General features: G+C 61.2%; 23 protein-coding genes and 2 pseudogenes. 14 read left to right on the top strand and 11 right to left on the bottom strand.

All coding sequences use genetic code 11. The annotated features are described in order from the left end of the window. Positions 1–20 precede the first annotated feature (20 nt). Positions 21–242, bottom strand: coding sequence for an FmdB family zinc ribbon protein (locus AC3IYG_RS07175; protein WP_119955747.1), 222 nt, complete (start codon positions 240–242; stop codon positions 21–23). A 508-nt stretch (positions 243–750) separates the two neighbouring features. On the opposite strand from AC3IYG_RS07175, the gene AC3IYG_RS07170 reads away from it, so the two are divergent. From AC3IYG_RS07170 to AC3IYG_RS07155, 4 genes and pseudogenes are all read left to right on the top strand, one after another. After that, positions 751–1,221, top strand: coding sequence for a Dps family protein (locus tag AC3IYG_RS07170; protein ID WP_489313104.1), 471 nt, complete (start codon positions 751–753; stop codon positions 1,219–1,221). A 113-nt stretch (positions 1,222–1,334) separates the two neighbouring features. Continuing rightward, positions 1,335–2,402, top strand: a complete 1,068-nt coding sequence (locus AC3IYG_RS07165; RefSeq protein WP_489313102.1) for a GGDEF domain-containing protein — start codon at positions 1,335–1,337, stop codon at positions 2,400–2,402. 178 nt (positions 2,403–2,580) lie between these two features. Next, a pseudogene (locus AC3IYG_RS07160) lies at positions 2,581–2,853 on the top strand (cold shock domain-containing protein membrane protein); the annotation flags it as partial. Between the two features lie 105 nt (positions 2,854–2,958). Then, on the top strand, positions 2,959–3,183 hold the full coding sequence (locus AC3IYG_RS07155) for a cold-shock protein (RefSeq protein ID WP_177412473.1): 225 nt from the start codon (positions 2,959–2,961) through the stop codon (positions 3,181–3,183). A 68-nt stretch (positions 3,184–3,251) separates the two neighbouring features. Here AC3IYG_RS07155 and AC3IYG_RS07150 read toward each other — a convergent pair whose 3' ends face one another. Then, on the bottom strand, positions 3,252–3,458 hold the full coding sequence (locus AC3IYG_RS07150) for a SlyX family protein (RefSeq protein WP_489313100.1): 207 nt from the start codon (positions 3,456–3,458) through the stop codon (positions 3,252–3,254). Positions 3,459–3,461: 3 nt separating this feature from the next. Further along, on the bottom strand, positions 3,462–3,887 hold the full coding sequence (locus AC3IYG_RS07145) for an HIT family protein (protein WP_489313099.1): 426 nt from the start codon (positions 3,885–3,887) through the stop codon (positions 3,462–3,464). Between the two features lie 900 nt (positions 3,888–4,787). Here AC3IYG_RS07145 and AC3IYG_RS07140 point away from each other — a divergent pair. Then, complete coding sequence (locus tag AC3IYG_RS07140; RefSeq protein ID WP_489313097.1) at positions 4,788–6,125, top strand: OprD family porin; 1,338 nt, start codon at positions 4,788–4,790, stop codon at positions 6,123–6,125. A 66-nt stretch (positions 6,126–6,191) separates the two neighbouring features. Here AC3IYG_RS07140 and AC3IYG_RS07135 read toward each other — a convergent pair whose 3' ends face one another. After that, positions 6,192–6,602, bottom strand: coding sequence for a PaaI family thioesterase (locus AC3IYG_RS07135; RefSeq protein WP_489313857.1), 411 nt, complete (start codon positions 6,600–6,602; stop codon positions 6,192–6,194). Between the two features lie 112 nt (positions 6,603–6,714). Between AC3IYG_RS07135 and AC3IYG_RS07130 the strand changes: the two genes are divergently transcribed. Genes AC3IYG_RS07130 through AC3IYG_RS07120 form a run of 3 tightly spaced genes read left to right on the top strand, consistent with a single transcriptional unit; the run spans position 6,715 to position 10,006 of the window. After that, positions 6,715–8,430 carry a proline--tRNA ligase gene (locus AC3IYG_RS07130; protein ID WP_489313095.1) on the top strand — a complete coding sequence of 572 codons (1,716 nt, stop codon included), beginning with the start codon at positions 6,715–6,717 and terminating at the stop codon, positions 8,428–8,430. Positions 8,431–8,471: 41 nt separating this feature from the next. Then, the gene (locus tag AC3IYG_RS07125; protein WP_489313093.1) at positions 8,472–9,428 is read left to right on the top strand and encodes a hypothetical protein; all 957 of its coding nucleotides are present in this window, start codon (positions 8,472–8,474) and stop codon (positions 9,426–9,428) included. A gap of 8 nt (positions 9,429–9,436) precedes the next feature. Next, complete coding sequence (locus tag AC3IYG_RS07120) at positions 9,437–10,006, top strand: transglycosylase SLT domain-containing protein (RefSeq protein ID WP_489313091.1); 570 nt, start codon at positions 9,437–9,439, stop codon at positions 10,004–10,006. 15 nt (positions 10,007–10,021) lie between these two features. Here the strand turns inward: AC3IYG_RS07120 and AC3IYG_RS07115 are convergent, their stop codons facing one another. Together AC3IYG_RS07115 and AC3IYG_RS07110 are read right to left on the bottom strand one after the other, a co-directional pair. Next, the gene (locus tag AC3IYG_RS07115) at positions 10,022–10,297 is read right to left on the bottom strand and encodes an acylphosphatase (RefSeq protein ID WP_489313089.1); all 276 of its coding nucleotides are present in this window, start codon (positions 10,295–10,297) and stop codon (positions 10,022–10,024) included. 4 nt (positions 10,298–10,301) lie between these two features. Next, positions 10,302–10,739: a TlpA disulfide reductase family protein gene (locus AC3IYG_RS07110; RefSeq protein WP_489313856.1), complete on the bottom strand. Its 438-nt coding sequence runs from the start codon at positions 10,737–10,739 to the stop codon at positions 10,302–10,304. Positions 10,740–10,829: 90 nt separating this feature from the next. On the opposite strand from AC3IYG_RS07110, the gene AC3IYG_RS07105 reads away from it, so the two are divergent. Then, positions 10,830–12,239, top strand: a complete 1,410-nt coding sequence (locus AC3IYG_RS07105) for a PilZ domain-containing protein (RefSeq protein WP_489313088.1) — start codon at positions 10,830–10,832, stop codon at positions 12,237–12,239. Positions 12,240–12,384: 145 nt separating this feature from the next. Then, positions 12,385–12,777, top strand: coding sequence for a hypothetical protein (locus tag AC3IYG_RS07100; RefSeq protein ID WP_489313087.1), 393 nt, complete (start codon positions 12,385–12,387; stop codon positions 12,775–12,777). A 47-nt stretch (positions 12,778–12,824) separates the two neighbouring features. Here the strand turns inward: AC3IYG_RS07100 and AC3IYG_RS07095 are convergent, their stop codons facing one another. Together AC3IYG_RS07095 and AC3IYG_RS07090 are read right to left on the bottom strand one after the other, a co-directional pair. Further along, on the bottom strand, positions 12,825–13,031 hold the full coding sequence (locus AC3IYG_RS07095; RefSeq protein ID WP_489313086.1) for a hypothetical protein: 207 nt from the start codon (positions 13,029–13,031) through the stop codon (positions 12,825–12,827). Between the two features lie 207 nt (positions 13,032–13,238). Then, positions 13,239–14,456 carry a virulence factor BrkB family protein gene (locus tag AC3IYG_RS07090; protein ID WP_489313085.1) on the bottom strand — a complete coding sequence of 406 codons (1,218 nt, stop codon included), beginning with the start codon at positions 14,454–14,456 and terminating at the stop codon, positions 13,239–13,241. A gap of 122 nt (positions 14,457–14,578) precedes the next feature. Here AC3IYG_RS07090 and arsC point away from each other — a divergent pair, with 122 nt between their 5' ends. From arsC to AC3IYG_RS07075, 3 genes are read left to right on the top strand one after another with little or no spacing between them, the layout of a single operon-like run. Continuing rightward, complete coding sequence (arsC, locus tag AC3IYG_RS07085) at positions 14,579–14,932, top strand: arsenate reductase (glutaredoxin) (protein WP_489313083.1); 354 nt, start codon at positions 14,579–14,581, stop codon at positions 14,930–14,932. Then, entirely contained in the window at positions 14,929–15,534 is a 606-nt protein-coding gene (gene wrbA, locus AC3IYG_RS07080) for an NAD(P)H:quinone oxidoreductase (RefSeq protein ID WP_489313082.1), read from the top strand. The genes arsC and wrbA overlap by 4 nt, the downstream gene beginning before the upstream one ends. Then, the gene (locus AC3IYG_RS07075; protein WP_489313081.1) at positions 15,527–15,934 is read left to right on the top strand and encodes a DUF2069 domain-containing protein; all 408 of its coding nucleotides are present in this window, start codon (positions 15,527–15,529) and stop codon (positions 15,932–15,934) included. Before wrbA ends, AC3IYG_RS07075 begins: the two co-directional genes overlap by 8 nt. 234 nt (positions 15,935–16,168) lie before the next feature. Here the strand turns inward: AC3IYG_RS07075 and hda are convergent, their stop codons facing one another. Genes hda through AC3IYG_RS07060 form a run of 3 tightly spaced genes read right to left on the bottom strand, consistent with a single transcriptional unit; the run spans position 16,169 to position 19,064 of the window. Then, positions 16,169–16,873 carry a DnaA regulatory inactivator Hda gene (hda, locus tag AC3IYG_RS07070; RefSeq protein WP_489313079.1) on the bottom strand — a complete coding sequence of 235 codons (705 nt, stop codon included), beginning with the start codon at positions 16,871–16,873 and terminating at the stop codon, positions 16,169–16,171. Further along, on the bottom strand, positions 16,870–17,961 hold the full coding sequence (locus tag AC3IYG_RS07065; protein WP_489313077.1) for an AI-2E family transporter: 1,092 nt from the start codon (positions 17,959–17,961) through the stop codon (positions 16,870–16,872). Before AC3IYG_RS07065 ends, hda begins: the two co-directional genes overlap by 4 nt. 59 nt (positions 17,962–18,020) lie before the next feature. Next, positions 18,021–19,064, bottom strand: coding sequence for a DUF2066 domain-containing protein (locus AC3IYG_RS07060; RefSeq protein WP_489313076.1), 1,044 nt, complete (start codon positions 19,062–19,064; stop codon positions 18,021–18,023). Between the two features lie 222 nt (positions 19,065–19,286). On the opposite strand from AC3IYG_RS07060, the pseudogene AC3IYG_RS07055 reads away from it, so the two are divergent. After that, positions 19,287–19,811: pseudogene (locus tag AC3IYG_RS07055) on the top strand (MCP four helix bundle domain-containing protein); the annotation flags it as partial. Positions 19,812–19,867: the final 56 nt, after the last annotated feature.

Below are 19,867 nucleotides of genomic sequence, written 5' to 3'. Positions count from 1 at the left end.
TCGACTAGTCGGTGTGCTGCTTAATCGGCTTTATCGCCGCCAGCCAGGTTCTTTTTCGCGCCGGTTTTGAAGTCAGTCTCATACCAGCCACTGCCTTTGAGGCGGAAACCGGGCATCGACAGCAGTTTCTTCAACTCGGGCGCCTTGCAGGTCGGGCAATCGACCAATGGCGCATCGCTGAATTTCTGAATGGCTTCCATTTGATGACCACAGGAAGCGCATTGGTAATCGTAAATAGGCATTGGCTCATCTCGGCAATCTAAAAAACAGCACTGCGCCAGGCTGGATGAAAACGCAGCGAGCGCAAGCTAGACCGGGGCGCGCAGACAAAGCGAAAACAGCGACTGCACGTTGCACATGCGCATTTTTAGCCATTTTTAAACGCCGTATAGCCAGGCTCGTCGTTTTCACACCGCCTGGCGAGCCCGCACCCAGCGGCAAGGGGCGCGATTATATATGGTTAATCGGTCACGTGCAGCCGCCTGGGTGGCCGGCGCTCACCAAGGCCGTCGCCACCCGAAAAATACCGCCCCACGGTCGCGATACAGGCTTGCCGACCTGGAGCAACCACGCTCCATAGCAATCGAAGCCCTCGAAACCATGCTGAAAAGTTGAACCTAACACCGGGAGCCCGCACTGAATCAGGTGCTTTATTGACGCAAGCCAAGACTAACCCCCCCGGCCCCCTATGCTAGGCTCCGCCCATCACCAAGCACCTACAAGCCTGAGCCGTCAGAAAGGAGAAACGCCATGGAAATCAACATCGGAATCGCCGAACAAGACCGCGCCGCCATTGCCGAAGGCCTGTCGCGCCTACTGGCGGACACCTACACCCTGTACCTGAAAACCCACAACTTCCACTGGAACGTCACGGGGCCGATGTTCAACACCCTGCACCTGATGTTCGAAGGGCAATACACCGAACTGGCGCTGGCGGTCGACTCCATCGCCGAACGCATTCGTGCCCTCGGCTTCCCGGCGCCCGGCACTTACGCCGCATACGCGCGCCTGTCCTCGATCAAAGAGGAAGAAGGCGTGCCGACCGCCCAAGACATGATCAAACAGCTGGTACAGGGCCAGGAAGCCGTAGTACGCACCGCACGCGGCATCTTTCCATTACTGGAAAAAGTCAGCGACGAACCGACTGCCGACCTGCTCACTCAACGCATGCAGGTCCATGAAAAAACCGCCTGGATGCTGCGCAGCCTGCTGGCCGCTTAAACCAGCGGTTTTTACAGAAAGACAAAGGCCCGGCTAAACCGGGCCTTTTGCTAGGCACCCACCCTCCGGCTACTCTATGCTCTGGCAATCCAGAATTAGCCACAGTGACGTGCATGAGCCAGCCCTCGAAAACTATCAGCATTCTGAACCTGTACCCTGAAGAGTCCCGAGAAGCGGCCGACCTCCTCAAGCAGTCTGTACCGCTGATGATGCGCCATAACATCCCGCCTAACCCGATGCACTACGCCCTCTGGTACACCTACAGCAGAGGCCTGGAGCCCGAACTGAATCGCCGGCTGGACAAGGTCGTCAAGGATTTCGACAGCTTTCCACCGGAAACCGCCGCCAAACTGTTTCGCGACTACATCATCCGCGGCGAACTGGAGGAAGCTCGCGCGGGCCAGCAACAAGTGATCGAACTGGTCGACGATATCGAAGGCAACGTTTCACACAGCGTGCTCAGCAGCCAAGCCTACCAAGCCAGCCTGAGCCAAGGCTTGAGCGCCTTGCATGAACCGCTCATCGATGACTTGCCCAATGTGCTGAACGAACTGCAACAGAGCACACAACTGATGCAGGACCAGCAGGAGAAATTTCTCTACCGCCTACGCACCGCCCAAGAAGAAATCCAGCACCTGCGCGGCCAGCTGGAGCGCGCCCACATGGCCGCCACCCTGGACAGCCTGACCAATGTATTCAACCGACACGCCTTCACACGCCTGCTGGAGCAAACCCTCAGCGTCAGTCATCAGGGTGTCGCACTGGTGATGCTGGATATCGATCATTTCAAGCAGTTCAACGATCAATACGGCCACCCTCTGGGCGACCGCGTACTGCAGCATGTCGGCCAGCTACTGCGCGAGCTGCTGCCGCCAGGCGCCATGGCCGCCCGCTATGGTGGCGAAGAGTTCTGCGTAATCATGCGCGACTGCACAGACCTGGAAACCGCCCTCGCCTTCGCCGAACGGATGCGCCTGAAAATTCAGGCACTGCGAGTCAAGGTGCGGCGCACCGATGAAATCCTCGACACCATCACCGCCTCCTTCGGCCTGGCCCTGGCCGAAGCCGGCGACAACCTGGAAAGCCTGCTGACCCGTGCAGACGATGCGCTGTACCAGGCCAAACGCAATGGCCGCAACCAAGTCCACCCGGCCGCTCCAGAGCCCGCGCTAAGCACTTGATTTGAGTAGCCCTGCGCTTTGCTGTTAAATACGCCCCGTGCTGCCGCTCTCTAACCGTTCAGGGAGAGGCGCATAGGCTGGCATTGTGCGCGCATCGACCGCCCGCCATTTATCAGGGGCAAACCGCGCCGAGCCAGCTCTCCTCGTGATCCGCCTTATATAAGTGAGCTCATTGCACATGTTGAAAATCGTCCATCTATTCACGGGCGCTGCCGCCCTGCTGCTGTCCTTTATTCCCAGCCTGCACGCCGAAGCCCTGCCTTACCTGCAGCAACCCGATGCGCTGTACCTGGCCCTGTTCGGCCTGCTCAACCTGCTACTGGCACCCCTGCTGCCAATCTGGCACATGGGCGCGCGCCACCAACTGCAAAGCCTGGTTTCGGCGCTGCTGGTGCTGGCCGTCGTGCTGCAAATGCTGATTCTACTGGCACCACTGCCGGTCATCAGCGGCCAACCCGCCGTGCTGCTCAGCCTGCTGACCGTATTTGCAGCAATACTGCTGCACTTGGCCACCAACCTGCGCATGAGCAGCCGCAGCGCCTCGCCAACTCAGGACATGACTGATCGCGAGACCGGCACCGTCAAGTGGTTCAACACTTCCAAGGGCTTCGGCTTTATCTCGCGCGACTCCGGCGACGATATCTTCGTGCACTTTCGCGCCATTCGCGGCGAAGGCCACCGCGTCCTGGTCGAAGGTCAGCGTGTAGAATTTTCGGTCATGCAGCGCGACAAAGGCCTGCAAGCGGAAGATGTGATCGCAGCCCTGCCGCTGCGCCGCTAACGCCCAGCGCATAAAAAACCCGCCTCAATGGCGGGTTTTTTTATGCGACTCCTATCAGGAGGGACCTATCAGTAGTGCGGCGGCGGTGCATCCTCCTGCGAAACACCCAACTGCCCCTGGATATCTTCCTGCCGCTTGGCCAACGCCGCGACTTGCCGCTCCAGCCGATCCAACACCCGCTGCTGAGTCACCAGCACATCATTCAATGCCTGAATCGTGTCATCCTGAAAAGCCAAGCGGCTCTCCAACTCGGTAATGCGCATTTCCGGGCTCATGGCTTATTCCTCGACAAAACTGAAACCCTCGGTCAACACCAGCCGCAACTTGGCGCGAATCACCGCAACCTGCTCCGCACTGTACGGCTCAGTCGGAAACCTGCCCCAAACCGGCGCTGGCCAGGCAGCATCTTCACGACGACGAACAATGACGTGCATATGCAGCTGACTGACGACATTGCCGAGGGTGGCGACGTTCATCTTGTCCGCCGCAAAGGTATCTTTGAGCATCTCAGCCAGCCCCGTGACCTCCCGCCACAACGTTTGCTGATCATCGGCATCCAACTGAAACAGCTCGCTGAGCGCTTCCCGTCGCGGCACTAAAATGAACCAGGGGTAGTGCGCATCGTTCATCAAGAGCAAGCGGCAGAGGGGAAAGTCGCCAATCGGTAGAGTGTCCTGCTGCAGACGTGAATCCAAGGCGAACATGCTGGCCTCTCCTGTTCGACGGTTTAAGGTTTCAGTGTGGCTCCCCATGCAGAGCATGACGACTGCACAGGATACCCGTGAACCCCTACTCGATTCATCCCGCAACGACAGCGCGCGACAATCCCAGGTTATCCCGCCCCTCAACCCCCCCTAAAAACCTGCCACCCGCACGGATCAGGCAGCGTGCAGAGCCAAACCAAGCACCGAGCCCTCACTTGGAGCAAGCGTACAACCCGTGCACCCAACCCGTGCACCATCCAGCAGCACTCGCTCAGGAGCAACATCAACGCCACTTCGAACACCGCCCGCCGTGTTACCCGGCAGCTATCGCGCACATCCAACACGCCCTGACTGGCACCCTGGGTAACGTTCAGAAGCAGATAGGTCGCGACAAGCCCCCCCTCACAACCCGCCACTCGCCCCGCCCACCAGGTACAAATGTTGCTTTTTCCCAGCACAATGCTCGAAAAAACGCACAGCTGTAAATTTTCCCAAGCGACCTGGCAACTTGTGCATGGATTTTGCTTTAGCCCATATCAAGATGAATGCCCGCTCGTATTAATAAGCGCAAGCACGCCTCTTTACCAAAACGCAACAACTTCATTGAATGGGGCTGACGAACAGGTATTCAAGGGGCCGACAAGCAGTCTTACCGACGCTTGAATCGTCTAAAACTACGGAAAACTTAAAACGGCATGGATGCAAGAGTAAAACTACGAATTTGCGACATGTTTCATCGGGTTTTGCGACATAGCCGTGAAGAATTCGTAAGTAATAGACTGCACCTGTCGCCAACAATGTCGGCGTGATATAAGTTACCGCCGACACAAAAAGAAAGAGCCGCCCATACAATAAAGAAGATGGGTGGCGCAACTCTTCTAAACCAAAGGAGCAATCACGATGCAAGTGATGAAGTGGAGCTTAATCGCCCTAGCTGTAACCGCGGGCACTTCTCAAATGGCCGCAGCCAGCCAACAGTCCGACTCCAAGGGCTTTGTTGAAGACAGCAGCCTGACCCTTCACAACAAGAACTTCGCCTTCTACCGCGACTTCCGCAACAACGCTTCCGACCGTCAGAACTACCGCAATGAGTGGGCTCACGGTATCAGCACCAAGTTCGAGTCCGGCTTTACCCAAGGCACCGTTGGCTTCGGCGTTGACGCCAACGCCAATCTGGGCCTGAAGCTGAATAGCGGCGGCGGCACCAACGGCACCGGCCTACTGCCAATCGGCAGCGATGGCAAAGCACAGGATGATTACTCCTACGTTGGCGGCGCCGTCAAAGTACAAGTTTCCAACACTGTACTGAAATACGGTGACCTGATACCGACCTCCCCGGTCTTCGCCACCGGCACCGCCCGCCTGTTCCCGGGCTCCGCCACCGGTTTCCAACTGCTGAGCAGCGAAATCGAAGGCCTGAACGTCGACGCCGGTCACTTCACCTCGATTCGCGACGGCAGCGCCTCCACCAACCATGACGGCGAAATCACCACCACCTACACCGGCATCGCCAGCGACAGCGCCGACTACGTGGGCGGCTCCTACGCCTTCGGCGACAACGTCACCGCCAGCCTGTACGGCTCCGAGCTGGAAGACATCTGGAATCAGTACTACGGCAACCTGAACTGGAACATTCCGTTCAGCGACAGCCAAGCCCTGAACTTCGACTTCAACGTCTACCGCACCCTGGACGAAGGCAAGGCCCTGGCCGGTGACCTCGATAGCACCGCCTTTTCGCTGGCAACCGCCTATTCCATCGGCGCGCACAAGTTCACTCTGGCCTTCCAGAAGGTGAATGGCGACGAGCCGTTCGACTACATCTCGATGGACGGCCAAAACGCCGGCGACTCCATCTACCTGGCCAACTCGGTTCAGTACTCCGACTTCAACGGCCCGAACGAGAAGTCCGTACAGGCTCGCTACGACCTGAACATGGCCGAATACGGCGTTCCCGGCCTGAGCTTCATGGCTCGCTACATCTCCGGTAGCGACGTCGACGGCACCAAGGCCGACCCGAACGGCGCGTTCGCTGGCGCGATCGGCGACGATGGCAAGGAATGGGAACGCGACATCGAAGCCAAGTACGTAGTTCAGGAAGGCGCCGCCAAGGACCTGTCCTTCCGCCTGCGTCACGCCAGCTGGCGCGCCAACAGCGACATGGGCTTCTTCGGCTCCGCTGGCGCCACTGCCCTGGACGAAGTTCGTCTGATCACCGAGTACCCGCTGGACATCCTGTAAGTCCAACGCGTACCCGTAGCTGATAAAAGAAACCCGGCCTAGGCCGGGTTTCTTTTTGCGCGCAGCTCAACCGCCCAGCGGCAGGGCGTAAGTCCCCGTGACATGCGCCACCAGTTCATCCTCCCCCGCCGAATACAGGCTGACTTCACAGACCGCCTGCCGCCTGGACAAGCGCAGGATACGTGCCTCGGCCAGCAGATCCACCGGCTTGGGCTTGGCCAGGAAGTTGATGTTCAGGTTGGAGGTCACCGCCATCTCCACCTTGCCCAGCCGGCCCAGCACCACGGCGTACATCGCGGCATCGGCCAGGGACATGATGGTCGGCCCGGACAAGGTTCCGCCCGGACGCACCAATTTGGCCTGGAAAGGCACCCGCGCCAGGGCGCAATCCGCATCCAGCCGGTCGATCCGCAGATCGATATCCTCCGCCATCGGCACCCCCATTCGAATCAGCGCCTGTACCTGCTCTGCGGTCAATACTGTCACCTTATATCCCCTGTTCCGGCGGCCTGAATCCTGTACGCGACTGTACAGGCACCGTACAATGCCGAGCTATTCCCAGCCTTCGCAACTGATATAACGGCCAAACATGCGTACCAGTCAGTATCTGCTCTCGACCCAGAAAGAAACCCCCGCCGACGCCGTCGTCATCAGCCATCAGTTGATGCTGCGCGCCGGCATGATCCGCAAACTGGCGTCAGGCCTGTATACCTGGCTACCCATGGGCCTGCGCGTGCTGCGCAAGGTCGAGGCCGTGGTGCGCGAAGAGATGAATGCCGCCGGCGCGCTCGAAGTGCTGATGCCGGCCATTCAGCCCGCCGAACTGTGGCAGGAGTCCGGCCGCTGGGAGCAATACGGCCCGGAGCTGTTGCGCTTGAAAGACCGTCACGGGCGTGAGTTCTGCGTCGGCCCGACCCACGAAGAAGTGATCACCGACCTCGCGCGCAACGAATTGAGCAGCTATAAGCAGTTGCCGCTCAATCTGTACCAGATCCAGACCAAATTCCGCGATGAAATTCGCCCGCGCTTCGGCTTGATGCGCGGCCGTGAATTCACCATGAAGGATGCCTACTCCTTCCACAGTGACCAGGCGTCGCTGCAACAAACCTACGACCGCATGCACCAGGCCTATTGCAATGTGTTCACCCGCCTGGGCTTGAACTTCCGCCCGGTGCAGGCTGACACCGGCTCGATCGGCGGCACCGGCTCCCACGAGTTCCACGTACTGGCCGAATCTGGCGAAGACGATATCGCCTTCAGCGACAGCTCCGACTATGCCGCCAATATCGAGAAAGCCGAAGCGATTCCACGCGAACAAACCCGCGGTGCCGCCACGCAAGAGTTGCGCCTGGTCGATACGCCGAACGCCAAAACCATCGCCGAACTGGTGGAAGGCTTCAACCTGCCGATCGAAAAAACCATCAAGACCCTGGTTGTGCAGGGTGCCGAAGCCGGCACCCTGATCGCCCTGATCATCCGTGGCGACCACGAACTGAACGAAATCAAGGCCGCCAACCTGGCGCAAGTCGCCAGCCCACTGGTGTTCGCCTCCGAAGCCGAACTGCGCACCGCCATCGGCGCTGGCGCCGGCTCGCTCGGCCCGCTGAATCTGCCGTTGCCGTGCATCGTCGACCGCTCGGTGGCACTGATGAGCGATTTCGGCATCGGCGCCAATATCGATGACAAGCACTATTTCGGCGTCAACTGGGAGCGCGACCTGCCGTTGCCGGAAGTTGCCGACCTGCGCAACGTCGTGGCGGGCGACCCGAGCCCGGATGGCCAAGGCACCTTGGTAATCAAGCGCGGCATCGAAGTCGGGCATATCTTCCAGCTCGGCAGCAAGTACAGCGAAGCGATGAACTGCACGGTGATGGGCGAAAACGGCAAGCCGGCCGTCCTGACCATGGGCTGCTACGGCATTGGCGTATCCCGCGTGGTCGCGGCCGCCATCGAGCAGAACAACGATGAACGCGGCATTCTCTGGAACGATGCCCTGGCGCCCTTCCAGATCGCGCTGGTGCCACTGCGCTATGAAAACGAAGCGGTACGCGAGGCGACCGACCAGCTCTACGCCGAGTTGACGGCGGCCGGCTTCGAAGTGCTGCTCGACGACCGTGACAAAAAGACCAGCCCGGGCATCAAATTCGCGGACATGGAGCTGATCGGCATTCCGCACCGCATCGTGGTCAGCGAACGCGGCCTGGCCGAAGGCAATCTGGAATACAAGAGCCGTAGCGAAACCGAGGCTCAAGCCGTTCCCGTGGCCGAAACCCTGGCCTATATCCAGGCCCGTATCCGTCGCTGATCCTAGCCGTTGTCGAGAGCAGTCGCTCACCAAGAGAAGTCATGTTCAAGCGAAATACTTCAGGCCTCATTGGCGCCGCACTCTGCGGCGCCCTCTTCCTCAGCGGCTGCGCCAACCACCTGCCACAGCGCAGCGAGCATGAGGAGCGGGTCGAGCGCAAACTGCTGAACCACAGCCTGCAGATAGATGTGGGCGAACCTGGCGTGCTTGAACTGCCGCAACGGCGCGTGCGCGTGCAAGAGCAGAAAGCCTTCGAGGTCACCGACTTCGAGGTGACTCGCCGCTACGATCGCTACACGCCTTACCAGCCCTGGCGCGAGCTCTACGAAGTGCCGCTGGGTGCCGTTGCGGTGGTCGCCGGTATCGGCGCCAACGTGCTCAACGTGGTCATGCTCGGCAGCCTGCCGGAAACCGCCACCAAAGACTGGATCAGCTACGGCTTTGCCGGCCTCAACCCCTTTATGAACGCCCAGTCCAATGGTCGCTCGCAGCAGAACCTGGCCGGCATCGACGAGGTGCAGCAGGACAAGCGCATGGAATACTCCAGCCTGCCGTGGGCTGAACGCTCCGTATTGATCAAGGCGGGCAAGCAAACCCATGAGCTGACCACCGACCGCAACGGTGTACTGCGCCTGAACCTGCTCGATGGGCCCTTCGCCGAGCAGGACGTCAGCCAGGTGAGCAAACTGCAACTGAGCACCGAAGACGAACAGGACCATACCCGCGCGGATGCCACCTTGCTGGTCAGCCGCACGCTGCGCGGCAAGTTGTTGGAAGCTCACGCATTGATCTACGACGACCTCGAAGACGACGAAGTCGGGCAGTGGGTGCATCGGGTCAAACGCCTGTCGGAGCTGGGCCTGGAAGAAGAAGCCAGTGAGCTGGAACAAAGCCTGATCGAGCTGACGCGCAACGATCCGGAGTTGCAGCAAGAATTTCTCAAGTCGCTGACAAAGGACGCCGGTCGCCTGGTCGCCGACCCTGGCGCCAGCAACTGAGGCGCAACGTGGCCTCTCGCTTCGCGTTGTTATGCCTGCTGTTGTTAGCGCTGCCGGCGGGCGCCAATCTGCGTCAGGCTCCGGAACCGGAGCTGCGCAGCTTGTTGCAACGCACGGTGGCCGAGGCGGACAGTTTTGAAGATCGCTTCGACGCCGAAGTCTGGCTGCTGGATATGTCTACGCGCCTCACCCGCTATCTACCGGATCCCGAGGAGCGCCTGAGCCTGCTCAAACAGGTGCATCGCGAAGCCCGTAAAGCCGGCCTGAAACCCGATCTGGTGATCGCCCTGATCCACGCGGAAAGCCACTTCAACCGTTTCGCCATCTCCTCGGTGGGCGCCCAAGGCATGATGCAGGTGATGCCTTTCTGGAAAGGCGAGTTGGGCCGCCCGCAAGACAACCTCACCGACAACGCCACCAACCTGCGTTACGGCTGCACCATCCTCAGTTACTACCTGAAAAAAGAAAACGGCAATCTCAGCCGCGCCCTCGCCCGCTATAACGGCAGCCTGGGGCAGAACGCCTACCCGGCAAAGGTCATCGGGCTCTGGCAAGACTTCTGGTACGTCAAACCCTGAACATGCCGGCTACATTCAGCCGCGCACGATAAAGCCGGCGATGCCCTGCAAGGCCTGCTCGTGCAGCTCGACCGTATCGACCTTGGCTTGCTTGGGCCCCCGCTCCAACCAGGCAGCCAGCTCACGCACCGCCGCCTCTTCGCCCTCCAGCAGCACTTCGACCCGGCCATCGGCGAGGTTGCGCACCCAGCCATCGAGCCCCAGGCGCTCGGCCTGCTCCTCCGTATGCTGGCGATAGCCCACACCCTGGACTCGACCGCTGACATAACCGTGCAAACAAATGCGTGCCATTGCCTCACTCCTCAGCTTGCAACTCGGATAACCGCTTACTCAGCCCCGCCGCGGTCTGTTCGCCGATCAGGCGCTCGCGCAGCCGGCCTTGTGCATCGACAATGTAGGTCACCGGCAGCGCTTCACTGCGAGGCAGCTGAAAGCGCGCGGCGGGGTCTTGGGCCAGCACGGTGAAACGAATCCCCAGCGCCTCGGAGGCCTTGCTCAGCTCTTTGCCCTGAAGGCCATCAAAGTTCACCCCAAACACGCTGACAGGCTTATCCTTGAGCTGTTCGGCCAGGGCATTCAACTCTGGGATCTCGGTTCGGCAAGGCCCGCACCATTCGGCCCAGTAATTAATCACTAACCACTGGCCTTCCAAACGTTCAGCCGCTACCTTTCGTCCATGCTGATCGACACCTGAGTCCTCGGCACAACCGGCCAACAGAAGCCCGGCGAGCATACTGATGACGATCCGCACCATGACCATTCGCCTCAAGACTATCTGGAGTTGCATTCCCATGCCGTCGATCCTCGTACATGCAGGGTTGATATGACGCTGGATGCCTTGCGCCTGGAAGTGCCAGACATCCTCGAAGAGGACGCGGCGAGCCTTGCCGATCTCAATGAGCAACTCGTCGACGCACGTTTGCAGTCGCACGAGCAGGGGCTGCAACAGGTATTGAGCCTGCTGTTTCGGCTTAATCGCAGCGCCATGACCTTACTCGAAAGGCAGCGCGCGCTGCAAAGCTTCAGCGAAGAATACCGCCACTATGCGGCGCTCTACCTTACCGGCTCGGCACCACCGCAACTGTTCGTACGCCTGTGTGCCGAGATTTCCATTGGCTTCAAGCGCTTGCTCCTGCAGATTCTGCAAGGCCGCCAGCCCTCGCGCCCGCACCTGGCGTGGTGCCTGTACATGGCTCAGCACTTCCTCGCCCAGAGCCTGCTGCGGCACTACCAGTTGTACCAGGAACCACCCGCCAGCCTATGGCGTGACAGCCACCTGCTGTACTGGATCGGCGAACACCAGGAATGCCTGGATGAGCCCGTCGCCGCGGCCTTCCAGCCGACGCCGGCCAGCACCCTGCGCGGCCTTTATCAGCAGATGCTGCTCATGGCCTTGAGCAACCCCTTTCATCTGGCCGAAGGCGAAAGCCCGCTGCTGTTCAGCGCCCTCGCCCCACTGGCCAGCCTCGCGCGCCTGCTGCCCTGGGATGAGGAGGATGACAGCGAGGGCCTGGCCGTCGACCTCACCGAGTCGCAGCCTTGTTTGGCCCACGAACAGACACCCGAAGGCGATAGCCCTTACCTGCGCCGCTTCGAGCTTGGCGCCTTGCTGATCGCCCTGCATGAACCGGCGCCCTTGCAGAGCCCACGTGAGCGGCAGTTGCTGGAGCGCGTTCGGCATAATTGGCTGGGCCGTCAGCAGCGTCGCCATACCCGCGCGGAACACGTTGGGGACTGCAGCCTGGTCATCGGCCTGACCGCCATCCATGCCCAGCTCCTTGAACATCGCCCAGGCCACTGCGCGGCGCAGATGCTCGATACCAGCCCGGGCGGCGCACGGCTGCTGTGCCATGCCGATCAAGGCAAACACTTGCCTGTCGGCCAGGTGGTGTTGCTGCTCAGTGGCAGTGCCACCCCGACCTTGGCGCTGGTACGCTGGCGGCACTTGAATGTCGAGGGCCTGCATCTCGGCCTGCGCTACTTGAAAGGGTTGCCGCGCCCCGTGTGGTTGCGCCGCGCACCCAGCGCGCAAACCCACCCCGGCGTCCTGCAAAGTACGCCGGTGCAGGGCGGCGGCTGGAACCATGGCCTGTGGTTGCCCAACGGGCAGTTCGTGGCCGGGGAGAACCTGTGGTTGCAGTTGGTCAGCGTGCACAACCAAGCCGCCCTACCCCTACCGGCAGCCAACCTGAGCACCCCCACGGTCAGCCGCCATCCGCTCAAACTGGCCTGAAGGCAGTCGGCGCAAAGCTTGAAACTGCGAGACCGATCACGCCAGCTAACGGCCAAGCGCACAGTTTGACTGGCACCGTCGTGCTTATAATTTCGCGCACAACTCGCACCGCTCATTCAATACGCTATCAGCCCGGAAGCCCGCCATGTCCCAAGCCCACGACAAGCTGATCGGCCCAGTGCCATCCCGAATCGCCGACGCCGCACGCCTGCTCGTCACCCCTTACGAAGGGCGGGTAGCCGAATACAACATCGCCGCCTGGCTGCAGCTGCCAGGCCTGGCCAATCTGCCGGTGTCGTTATTGGTCAGCTACCGCGATGGTGACAACCGGCGTGAAGTGCTGGTGGATCACGGCAAGGTCAGCGTCCAGCACAAAATCCTGCTCTCGGGCATCGCTCGCCTGCCGGTCAAACAGAAGATCCAGGACATGCAAGTCTGCTTGCGTTCGGCCGTGCCGGCACCCAGCCTGATCGTCGAAGAGTTATTCGTGCAGGCCGTGGAACTGGCCAGCGACGAGAGCCGCCAAGCCCTGGCTTGAGGGTCGCCTTGCAGCCCCGACCCCGCGCTCAACCGCGGGGTTTGTTTTTAGCGCTGCGCAACCGTTGAACCGGTGGGAGCCAGGATGGCAAAGTCGCTGCCATCCTGCTCGACAACGCCAACCGGCGACACGCGTTGCACCAGCGACTCCGGCCACCGCGCAAAGCGCAGCCCGGTCAGGCGATTGAGACGCTCCAATGCGTGCTGCGGATCCCACTCCTGCAAGTGGATCACATTGCCCTTAGTTCCGCTCATAGCACCCATTGTTCCTCGGCTAATCCGTGCCGCGCTGGCAGTTTGATAGCAATCTCTTAGCGAGAGAGCCAAAAGCGTGCCAACCTCCTGATCATCTACCCTGCGGCCCCATCCGGGCTGCCGCGCCACCCTGGCGCCTGCACGGCGGTGGCTATATGCCGCAAACTGACGTTTTTCGTCATACGCTGGCCGGCGCAGCGATCGAGCTTACTTGGTCGCGTGCAGCCATTGCGCCAGGCTGGCACCCAATAACAGCGCCTGTTGCTCATGCAGGGTTGCCAACGCCGCACGCAGCTGCGGATACCAGGCCTCGTCCAGCTCTGCCGGCAGTCGCTCCAGGCGCGGCAATGGCCAAGGGCTGTGGCTGAGCAATTGGTGCAGGCTGTACTGGCTCAAGTCGCGACACAGCACCCAGCCACCGCCACTGGCGCGGCAGATCAAGCGTTCGCGTTCGAGAAAGTCGAGGATTTCGTCCCACTCGTCCTCCGGCAGTTGCCAACCCTGGCTCTGCACATCGCTATGGCGCACCACTTGACCGCGCTGCTGGCAGTCATGGAACACCCGCAAAACACCCAACGCCACCAACAGCCGCGGCACCGCACGGCGCCGCCAATGCCGTGACGAGGACAGGTTGCAGACCAGTTCGGCACCAAACAGCACGATCAGCCAGGACAGGTAGATCCACAGCAGAAACAGCGGCACGGTGGCAAAAGCACCGTAGATCAACTGGTAACCGGGAAACAGGCGGACATACAGGCCGAACAGCATCTTCGCCACTTCGAACAACACCGCGGTGAACAGCCCGCCAAGCAGCGCATGCTTGAGCGGCACCCGTGCGTTGGGCACCGATGCATAAATCAAGGTGAACGCCGCCACACTGGACAATAACGGCATGAAGCGCAGCAAGGTCTGGGCGCCGATCACCGCGTCCGGCCCGGAGATCAGCGATAAGGAAGTGATGTAGGTACTCACCGCAAAACCGGCGCCGAGCAGCAGCGGGCCGAGACTGAGAATCGCCCAGTACAGCAGAAAACTGGAAATCCCACGCCGAGGCTGACGCACGCGCCAGATGGTGTTGAGCGCCTTCTCCACCGTCACCAGCATGGCAAAGGCGGTCACCGCCAGCAGCGCCACGCCGATCCAGGTCAACTGCCGCGCCTGGATGGTGAAATTGCTCAGGTACTCCTGCACCGTTTCGCCGGACGAGGGCAAGAAGTTACGGAAGATGAAACTCTGAATTTCTTCGCCCACGCCCTGAAACGCCGGGATCGCGGACAGCATGGCAAAGGTCACCGTCATCATTGGCACTACCGCGAACAGGGTCGTGTAGGTCAGCGCCGCCGCGCTGTTGGGCCCATGATCTGCGAGAAAGCGCCGCAGCAGAAAGCGCCAGAATTCCACGACATCATTGAAGCGTTGGCGCATGCCCTTTCCTTAGCGAGTGATAAAGCCGTTCCAACCCATGACCACAAACCTTGCGCCCGGTTCAGACAGAGGCGCCGACGCAGGTAGAATAGCCGCCACCTTATGCAAGATGCGACCTGCACATGACCGATTTGACGCTCTATCACAACCCGCGCTGCTCGAAATCCCGCAGCGCGCTGGAACTGCTCGAAGCCCGCGGCCTCGTACCGACCATCGTGCGTTACCTGGACACCCCGCTCAGCGCCATCGAGCTGCAGGGCCTGCTGGGCAAACTCCAGCTGTCCGCACGGCAATTGCTGCGCAGTGGCGAGGACGAATACAAGACCCTGAATCTGGCCGATGCCAGCCTCAGCGAAGAACAACTGATCGCCGCCATGGTCGAGCACCCCAAACTGATCGAACGGCCGATCCTGGTCGTCGGCAGCAAGGCCGTCATCGGCCGCCCACCGGAGAAAGTGCTGGAGATTCTGCCATGAGCCAGCCCTACATCCTGGTGCTCTATTACAGCCGCAACGGCGCCACCGCCGAAATGGCCCGGCAGATTGCCCGCGGCATCGAACTGAGTGGCCTGGAAGCGCGCCTGCGCACCGTGCCGGCGGTCTCCACCGACTGCGAAGCCATTGCGCCGGCCATTCCAGCCGAAGGCGCGCTGTATGCCAGCCTGGATGACCTGAGAAACTGCGCCGGCCTGGTTCTGGGCAGCCCGACCCGCTTCGGCAACATGGCCGCCCCGCTGAAATACTTCCTCGATGGCACCAGCAGCCTCTGGCTGACGGGCGAGTTGGTCGGCAAACCGGCCGGCGTCTTCACCAGCACCGCCAGCCTGCATGGCGGCCAGGAAACCACCCTGCTGTCGATGATGCTGCCACTGCTGCACCACGGCATGCTGATCGCCGGCCTGCCCTACAGCGAGGGCGCCTTGCTGGAAACCCGAGGCGGTGGCACGCCTTACGGTGCCAGCCACCATGCGGGTGCCGACGGTAAACGGCCATTGGACGAACATGAAATCAGCCTGTGCCGCACCCTCGGTCAACGCCTGGCTCAGATCGCACAGCGCCTGGAGAACAACCGTGGCTAAAACCCCGAAACCCTTGCCGACACTCAGCTGGCTGGCGCCGCGCCTGGCCATCAGCCGCGCGCTGAGCCTGCTCAGCTTCGGTGGCTTGGCACTGTTGCTGCTGGTCTGGAATCTGCTCTACGCCGACCTGCATGGCGCGCGCCCGTGGGTGATTCTGAGCATCGAGTTGGTGCCCTTACTGATACTCGCCCCCGGCCTGCTGCTGGGCAACGCGCGGGCTCACGCCTGGACCTGCTTTGTCGTCAACCTGTACTTCATCAAAGGCGTGCTCGCCGCCTTCGACCCCAGCCGCAGCTGGCTCGGCTGGACCGAAGCGCTGCTGAGCCTGACGCTGTTCTGCGCGGCACTGCTCTATACCCGCTGGCGCTTCCAATACGATCGCAAACTGGCCGGCGAATAGCAGAGCGACAGCCCGCCAGCTCGATAGTTATAAGCACCCACCCTCTCCCCAACCATCTCCCGGAGGGAGAGGGGGCGAATCGAGGCAGGGTTGTTGCCCGTGTACATCCGCCATTCCCGCGAAAGCGGGAACGAAGGCGAGCGAAAAAGCGGGGTTTAGTTTTTGTAGATCAGCGTTCTCAGCTCCTGCCTTCAACGCCGCATGATCGAGCACCGCCGCTTTAAACCCAACCTTTTACCAGCCGAGAACTTCCTTCAGAAAAGGAATGGTCAGCTTGCGCTGCGCCTGCAGGGAAGCCTGATCCAGGCGTTCCAGCAGCTCGAACAGGGCACTCATGCTGCGCGTGCCGCGTGTAAGGATAAAGCGGCCGACTTCGTCGGTCAGGTGCAGACCTCGACGCGAGGCGCGCAGTTGCAGGGCGCGCAACTTGTCTTCGTCGGACAGCGCCTGCAACTGGAAAACCAGCGCCAGGGTCAGGCGTGACTGCAGGTCCGGCAACTGCACCGGCAGTTCCCGTGGCGAAGCGGCGGCGGCCAGCAACAACCGGCGACCGGCGTCACGCAGACGGTTGAACAGGTGGAACAGCGCCTCTTCCCAATCGGCACGGCCGGCCACCGCATCCAGATCATCCAGACAGACCAGTTCGCACTGCTCCAGATTGTCCAGCAGTTGTGGGCCGTAATCCGCCAGCTCGGCCAGCGGCAGGTACACGGCCTGTTCGCCACGCTGCTCGAAGCGCAAACACGCCGCCTGCAGCAGGTGGCTGCGGCCAACACCGTCACCACCCCAGAGGTAGATCAGGCTTTCCGCCCAGCCGGCTTCAGCCTCGCAGAGGCGCTCGACATAGCCGAGCGCGGCGGCATTCGCACCGGGGTAGTAGTTGGCAAAGGTGGCGTCATCGCGCAGACGCACGCCCAGAGGGAGCTGAATCGGTTTCATGCAGGGCTGGGCGGCTCGTCGGAACCGCCGGAGGACTCTTGATAAAGAGCGGAAAGTTTATAGAAATCATGAGCATGACGCAGCAATACCATGATCACCGCGGCAACTGGCAGCGCCAGCAGCACGCCAGTAAAGCCAAATAACTGGCCGCCGGCGAGAATCGCGAAGATCACCGCGACCGGATGCAGGCCGATGCGATCCCCCACCAGCAGCGGTGTCAGCAGCATGCCTTCGAGCAATTGGCCGACCATGAACACCGCAGCAATCCCCAGCAAGGGATAAAACTCACCGCCAAACTGAAACAGCCCAGCCGTGATCGCGGCACCAAAACCCACCACAAAACCCATGTAAGGCACGATGCTGGCCAAACCGGCAATCAGGCCGATCAACAGGCCCAGCTCCAGACCCACCAGCATCAAGCCGCTGGCGTAGATAATCCCCAGCGCCAGCATCACCAACAACTGGCCACGCAGAAAGGCGCCCAGCACTTCATGACACTCGCCGGCCAGTTGCACGACAAAACCTTCGCGACTGCGTGGCAGCAGGCTGCGCAACTTGGTCACCATCAGGTCCCAGTCCCGCAGCAGGTAGAAGCTCACCACCGGGATCAGCAACAAATTACCGAGCCAACCGAGCAACGCCAGACTCGATGCAGTGGCCTGCGCCAGCACGGCCCCGACTATGTCGGTAGTCTTGCCCAGATGCTCGGAGAAAGCCGTTTTGAGCTGATCGAAACGCCAGAAGCCATCCGCCAGCCCCAGCTGCGCCTGCGCCCAGGGCAAAGCCGTGTGCTGCAGCCAGTCGAGCATCTGCGGCGCCAGTTCATAGAGGCGCACCAGCTGTCGGCCCAGCATCGGCACCAGTACCAGCAGCAACACCAGCAAAATCAGGCTGAACAAGCCGAACACCACGATCACAGCCCAGGTGCGCGAGAGCTTCCAGCGCTCCAGCCGGTCCACCAATGGGTCGCCCATGTAGGCCAGCAGCACGCCCATCAGAAAAGGAGAAAGAATCGGGTGCAGCGTGTACAGCAACCAACCGAGCAGCAACAGCCCGGCAATCCATAGCCAGTGACGTGAATCAGTCATGCCCAAAACCTCGTAGCGGGGAATTCCAGAAGCAAGCCCAGGCCAGGCCAGGCCAGCTATTACCAACGGTACTGCAGCAGATCCGCACGCGGCTGTTGCATCGGCGCCACACCTGGCGTTGCGGCCTGAGCGGCATCAACCGCTGCAGCCCCGGCTGGCACCTCCTGCAGGTGCACCAGGGCCAATTGCGCACGCAACTGTTCGGTGCTGGCCTTGATCCGATAGGTCAGACGCTCGCCTTCCACCTTCTGCAAGCGCGCATCGAACGGCTCGAGCAAGCGTTGCAGCTCGGCATAGCGGGTCAGATTGGCGCCCTGCACCTCCAGCGTCAGGCTTTCGGCGGTGCCCGGCGCGGCGACAAAGCGCGACGCCAAGCGCTCGCTGATGGCCAGAAACACCGCATCCGCCAACGCATCGGCATCGGCGCCCTGGGCTGTGCCCTGTTCGCGGCTATCGCCCAGCCACAGACGCCACTGTGCTTGCCACTGGCCGGCTTCTTCATGGGCATTGACCGCCAGCAAGGCATCCGCCGCATAGCGCTCGGAGGCTGGGCGCAGTGCATCGGGCTGGGTGGCGGCGAGGTTTTCCGCGGTAGCCGCCAATTGTTCATTCAAATCGGCCAGCGGCAGGCGCAGCGGCAAACCACGATGCTGCGCGGCGCGGCGCAACGGCGCGGCACTGGCCTGGCCGTCACCGACCAGATTGGCGCCCTCGGTGGCGCTATTGAGCCACCACGCCAGGATCGCCGGGCGGTTGGAGCCCCATAGCGAGAGGCCGGCCTGACGCAAGCTGCGCTCGCTGCTGACCGGGTCGAAGTCGACCACCAGCAACTGCGGCGGGCCACTTTCGTAACCGTACTGGCTGATCAATTGCTGTGGATCCTTGCGCAATTCAGCCAGCGCCGGGTTGCTTGGCGCTTTGCTGTCGCCGGTAAGGCGCAGCACCAGGGTATCCAGCGCGCGACTCAGCGCCGCCGCACGCTCTTCCGGCTGTTGGCTGGCGACCGGTTCGCGCACCTGATACAGATCGCCAAGCGTTTGCGCCCATGACGGCAAGCTAAGCAGCGAGAGACAGAGGACGAGCAGTTGAGCAAGCGGGCGCATGGCAGATTCTCGACAGACTGAAAGGCGGCATCAGGGCCACCGCTGAAGGGCTCTACCTTAAACAGCCACCTCGACCCCGGCAACACTTGCCGCGCCCGGAAAAACCAAGACGAAGTGTAAATACGCTTAACTAACCCTCTAGAGCAGCCGATAACCCGCCTGAACATAACAACCCCAGCATTACTCAGCCGACCAGGCACAGACCAATAGGGGAACCTCAGGGTGTCCATAAAACTACGCTTACTTTTGCTGATGGGCACCGGCCTGCTCACCGCCTTGATCATGAGCCTGGTCAGTTACCTGGGAAATACCCAGATGGCTGCAGCGATGAATGACAACCAAGTCAGTATGACTGCCCTGCGCAATCACCTCGAAGCCGACATGATGCACGACGCCCTGCGCGCCGACGTGCTCTCCGCGATGCTGGTGGGGCTGGGTAAAAGCACCAGCAGCAAAGAAGAAGCGCGCAGTTCTGTCGCTGAGCACGCGGCGCGCTTTCGCGAGGTGCTTGGCGACAACCTCAAGCTGCCGGTCAACGACACCATCAAAGCCGGCCTGAACACAGTCAGGCCCAGCCTCGACACCTACATCAGCGCTGGCGAACGCATCGTCGGGCTGGCACTCAACGATCCGGACAGCGCGCAGCAAGAGCTGGCCACGTTCAATAACGCCTTCAGTCGCCTGGAAGATGAGTTGAGCGCCCTCAGCGAGCTGATCGAAACCAACACCCAACTCACCAGCAAAGGCACCCAGCAAGCCATCAACAGCGCCAACTTCACCCTCGCTGGCGTACTGATCGCCAG

The organism is Pseudomonas sp. KH_027, assembly GCF_057838565.1.
This window is presented reverse-complemented; position numbering and strand designations above follow the sequence as displayed.

What these genes read in the sequence shown, in the direction of transcription:
- AC3IYG_RS07140 (WP_489313097.1), top strand. Translation starts at nt 4,788, where the DNA reads ATGCAAGTGATGAAGTGGAGCTTAATCGCCCTAGCTGTAACCGCGGGC.
- AC3IYG_RS07175 (WP_119955747.1), bottom strand. Translation starts at nt 242, where the DNA reads ATGCCTATTTACGATTACCAATGCGCTTCCTGTGGTCATCAAATGGAA.
- AC3IYG_RS07065 (WP_489313077.1), bottom strand. Translation starts at nt 17,961, where the DNA reads ATGACTGATTCACGTCACTGGCTATGGATTGCCGGGCTGTTGCTGCTC.
- AC3IYG_RS07150 (WP_489313100.1), bottom strand. Translation starts at nt 3,458, where the DNA reads ATGAGCCCGGAAATGCGCATTACCGAGTTGGAGAGCCGCTTGGCTTTT.
- AC3IYG_RS07095 (WP_489313086.1), bottom strand. Translation starts at nt 13,031, where the DNA reads ATGAGCGGAACTAAGGGCAATGTGATCCACTTGCAGGAGTGGGATCCG.
- AC3IYG_RS07100 (WP_489313087.1), top strand. Translation starts at nt 12,385, where the DNA reads ATGTCCCAAGCCCACGACAAGCTGATCGGCCCAGTGCCATCCCGAATC.
- AC3IYG_RS07145 (WP_489313099.1), bottom strand. Translation starts at nt 3,887, where the DNA reads ATGTTCGCCTTGGATTCACGTCTGCAGCAGGACACTCTACCGATTGGC.
- AC3IYG_RS07090 (WP_489313085.1), bottom strand. Translation starts at nt 14,456, where the DNA reads ATGCGCCAACGCTTCAATGATGTCGTGGAATTCTGGCGCTTTCTGCTG.
- hda (WP_489313079.1), bottom strand. Translation starts at nt 16,873, where the DNA reads ATGAAACCGATTCAGCTCCCTCTGGGCGTGCGTCTGCGCGATGACGCC.
- AC3IYG_RS07130 (WP_489313095.1), top strand. Translation starts at nt 6,715, where the DNA reads ATGCGTACCAGTCAGTATCTGCTCTCGACCCAGAAAGAAACCCCCGCC.
- AC3IYG_RS07110 (WP_489313856.1), bottom strand. Translation starts at nt 10,739, where the DNA reads ATGCTCGCCGGGCTTCTGTTGGCCGGTTGTGCCGAGGACTCAGGTGTC.
- AC3IYG_RS07060 (WP_489313076.1), bottom strand. Translation starts at nt 19,064, where the DNA reads ATGCGCCCGCTTGCTCAACTGCTCGTCCTCTGTCTCTCGCTGCTTAGC.
- arsC (WP_489313083.1), top strand. Translation starts at nt 14,579, where the DNA reads ATGACCGATTTGACGCTCTATCACAACCCGCGCTGCTCGAAATCCCGC.
- wrbA (WP_489313082.1), top strand. Translation starts at nt 14,929, where the DNA reads ATGAGCCAGCCCTACATCCTGGTGCTCTATTACAGCCGCAACGGCGCC.
- AC3IYG_RS07115 (WP_489313089.1), bottom strand. Translation starts at nt 10,297, where the DNA reads ATGGCACGCATTTGTTTGCACGGTTATGTCAGCGGTCGAGTCCAGGGT.
- AC3IYG_RS07170 (WP_489313104.1), top strand. Translation starts at nt 751, where the DNA reads ATGGAAATCAACATCGGAATCGCCGAACAAGACCGCGCCGCCATTGCC.
- AC3IYG_RS07125 (WP_489313093.1), top strand. Translation starts at nt 8,472, where the DNA reads ATGTTCAAGCGAAATACTTCAGGCCTCATTGGCGCCGCACTCTGCGGC.
- AC3IYG_RS07155 (WP_177412473.1), top strand. Translation starts at nt 2,959, where the DNA reads ATGACTGATCGCGAGACCGGCACCGTCAAGTGGTTCAACACTTCCAAG.
- AC3IYG_RS07105 (WP_489313088.1), top strand. Translation starts at nt 10,830, where the DNA reads ATGACGCTGGATGCCTTGCGCCTGGAAGTGCCAGACATCCTCGAAGAG.
- AC3IYG_RS07165 (WP_489313102.1), top strand. Translation starts at nt 1,335, where the DNA reads ATGAGCCAGCCCTCGAAAACTATCAGCATTCTGAACCTGTACCCTGAA.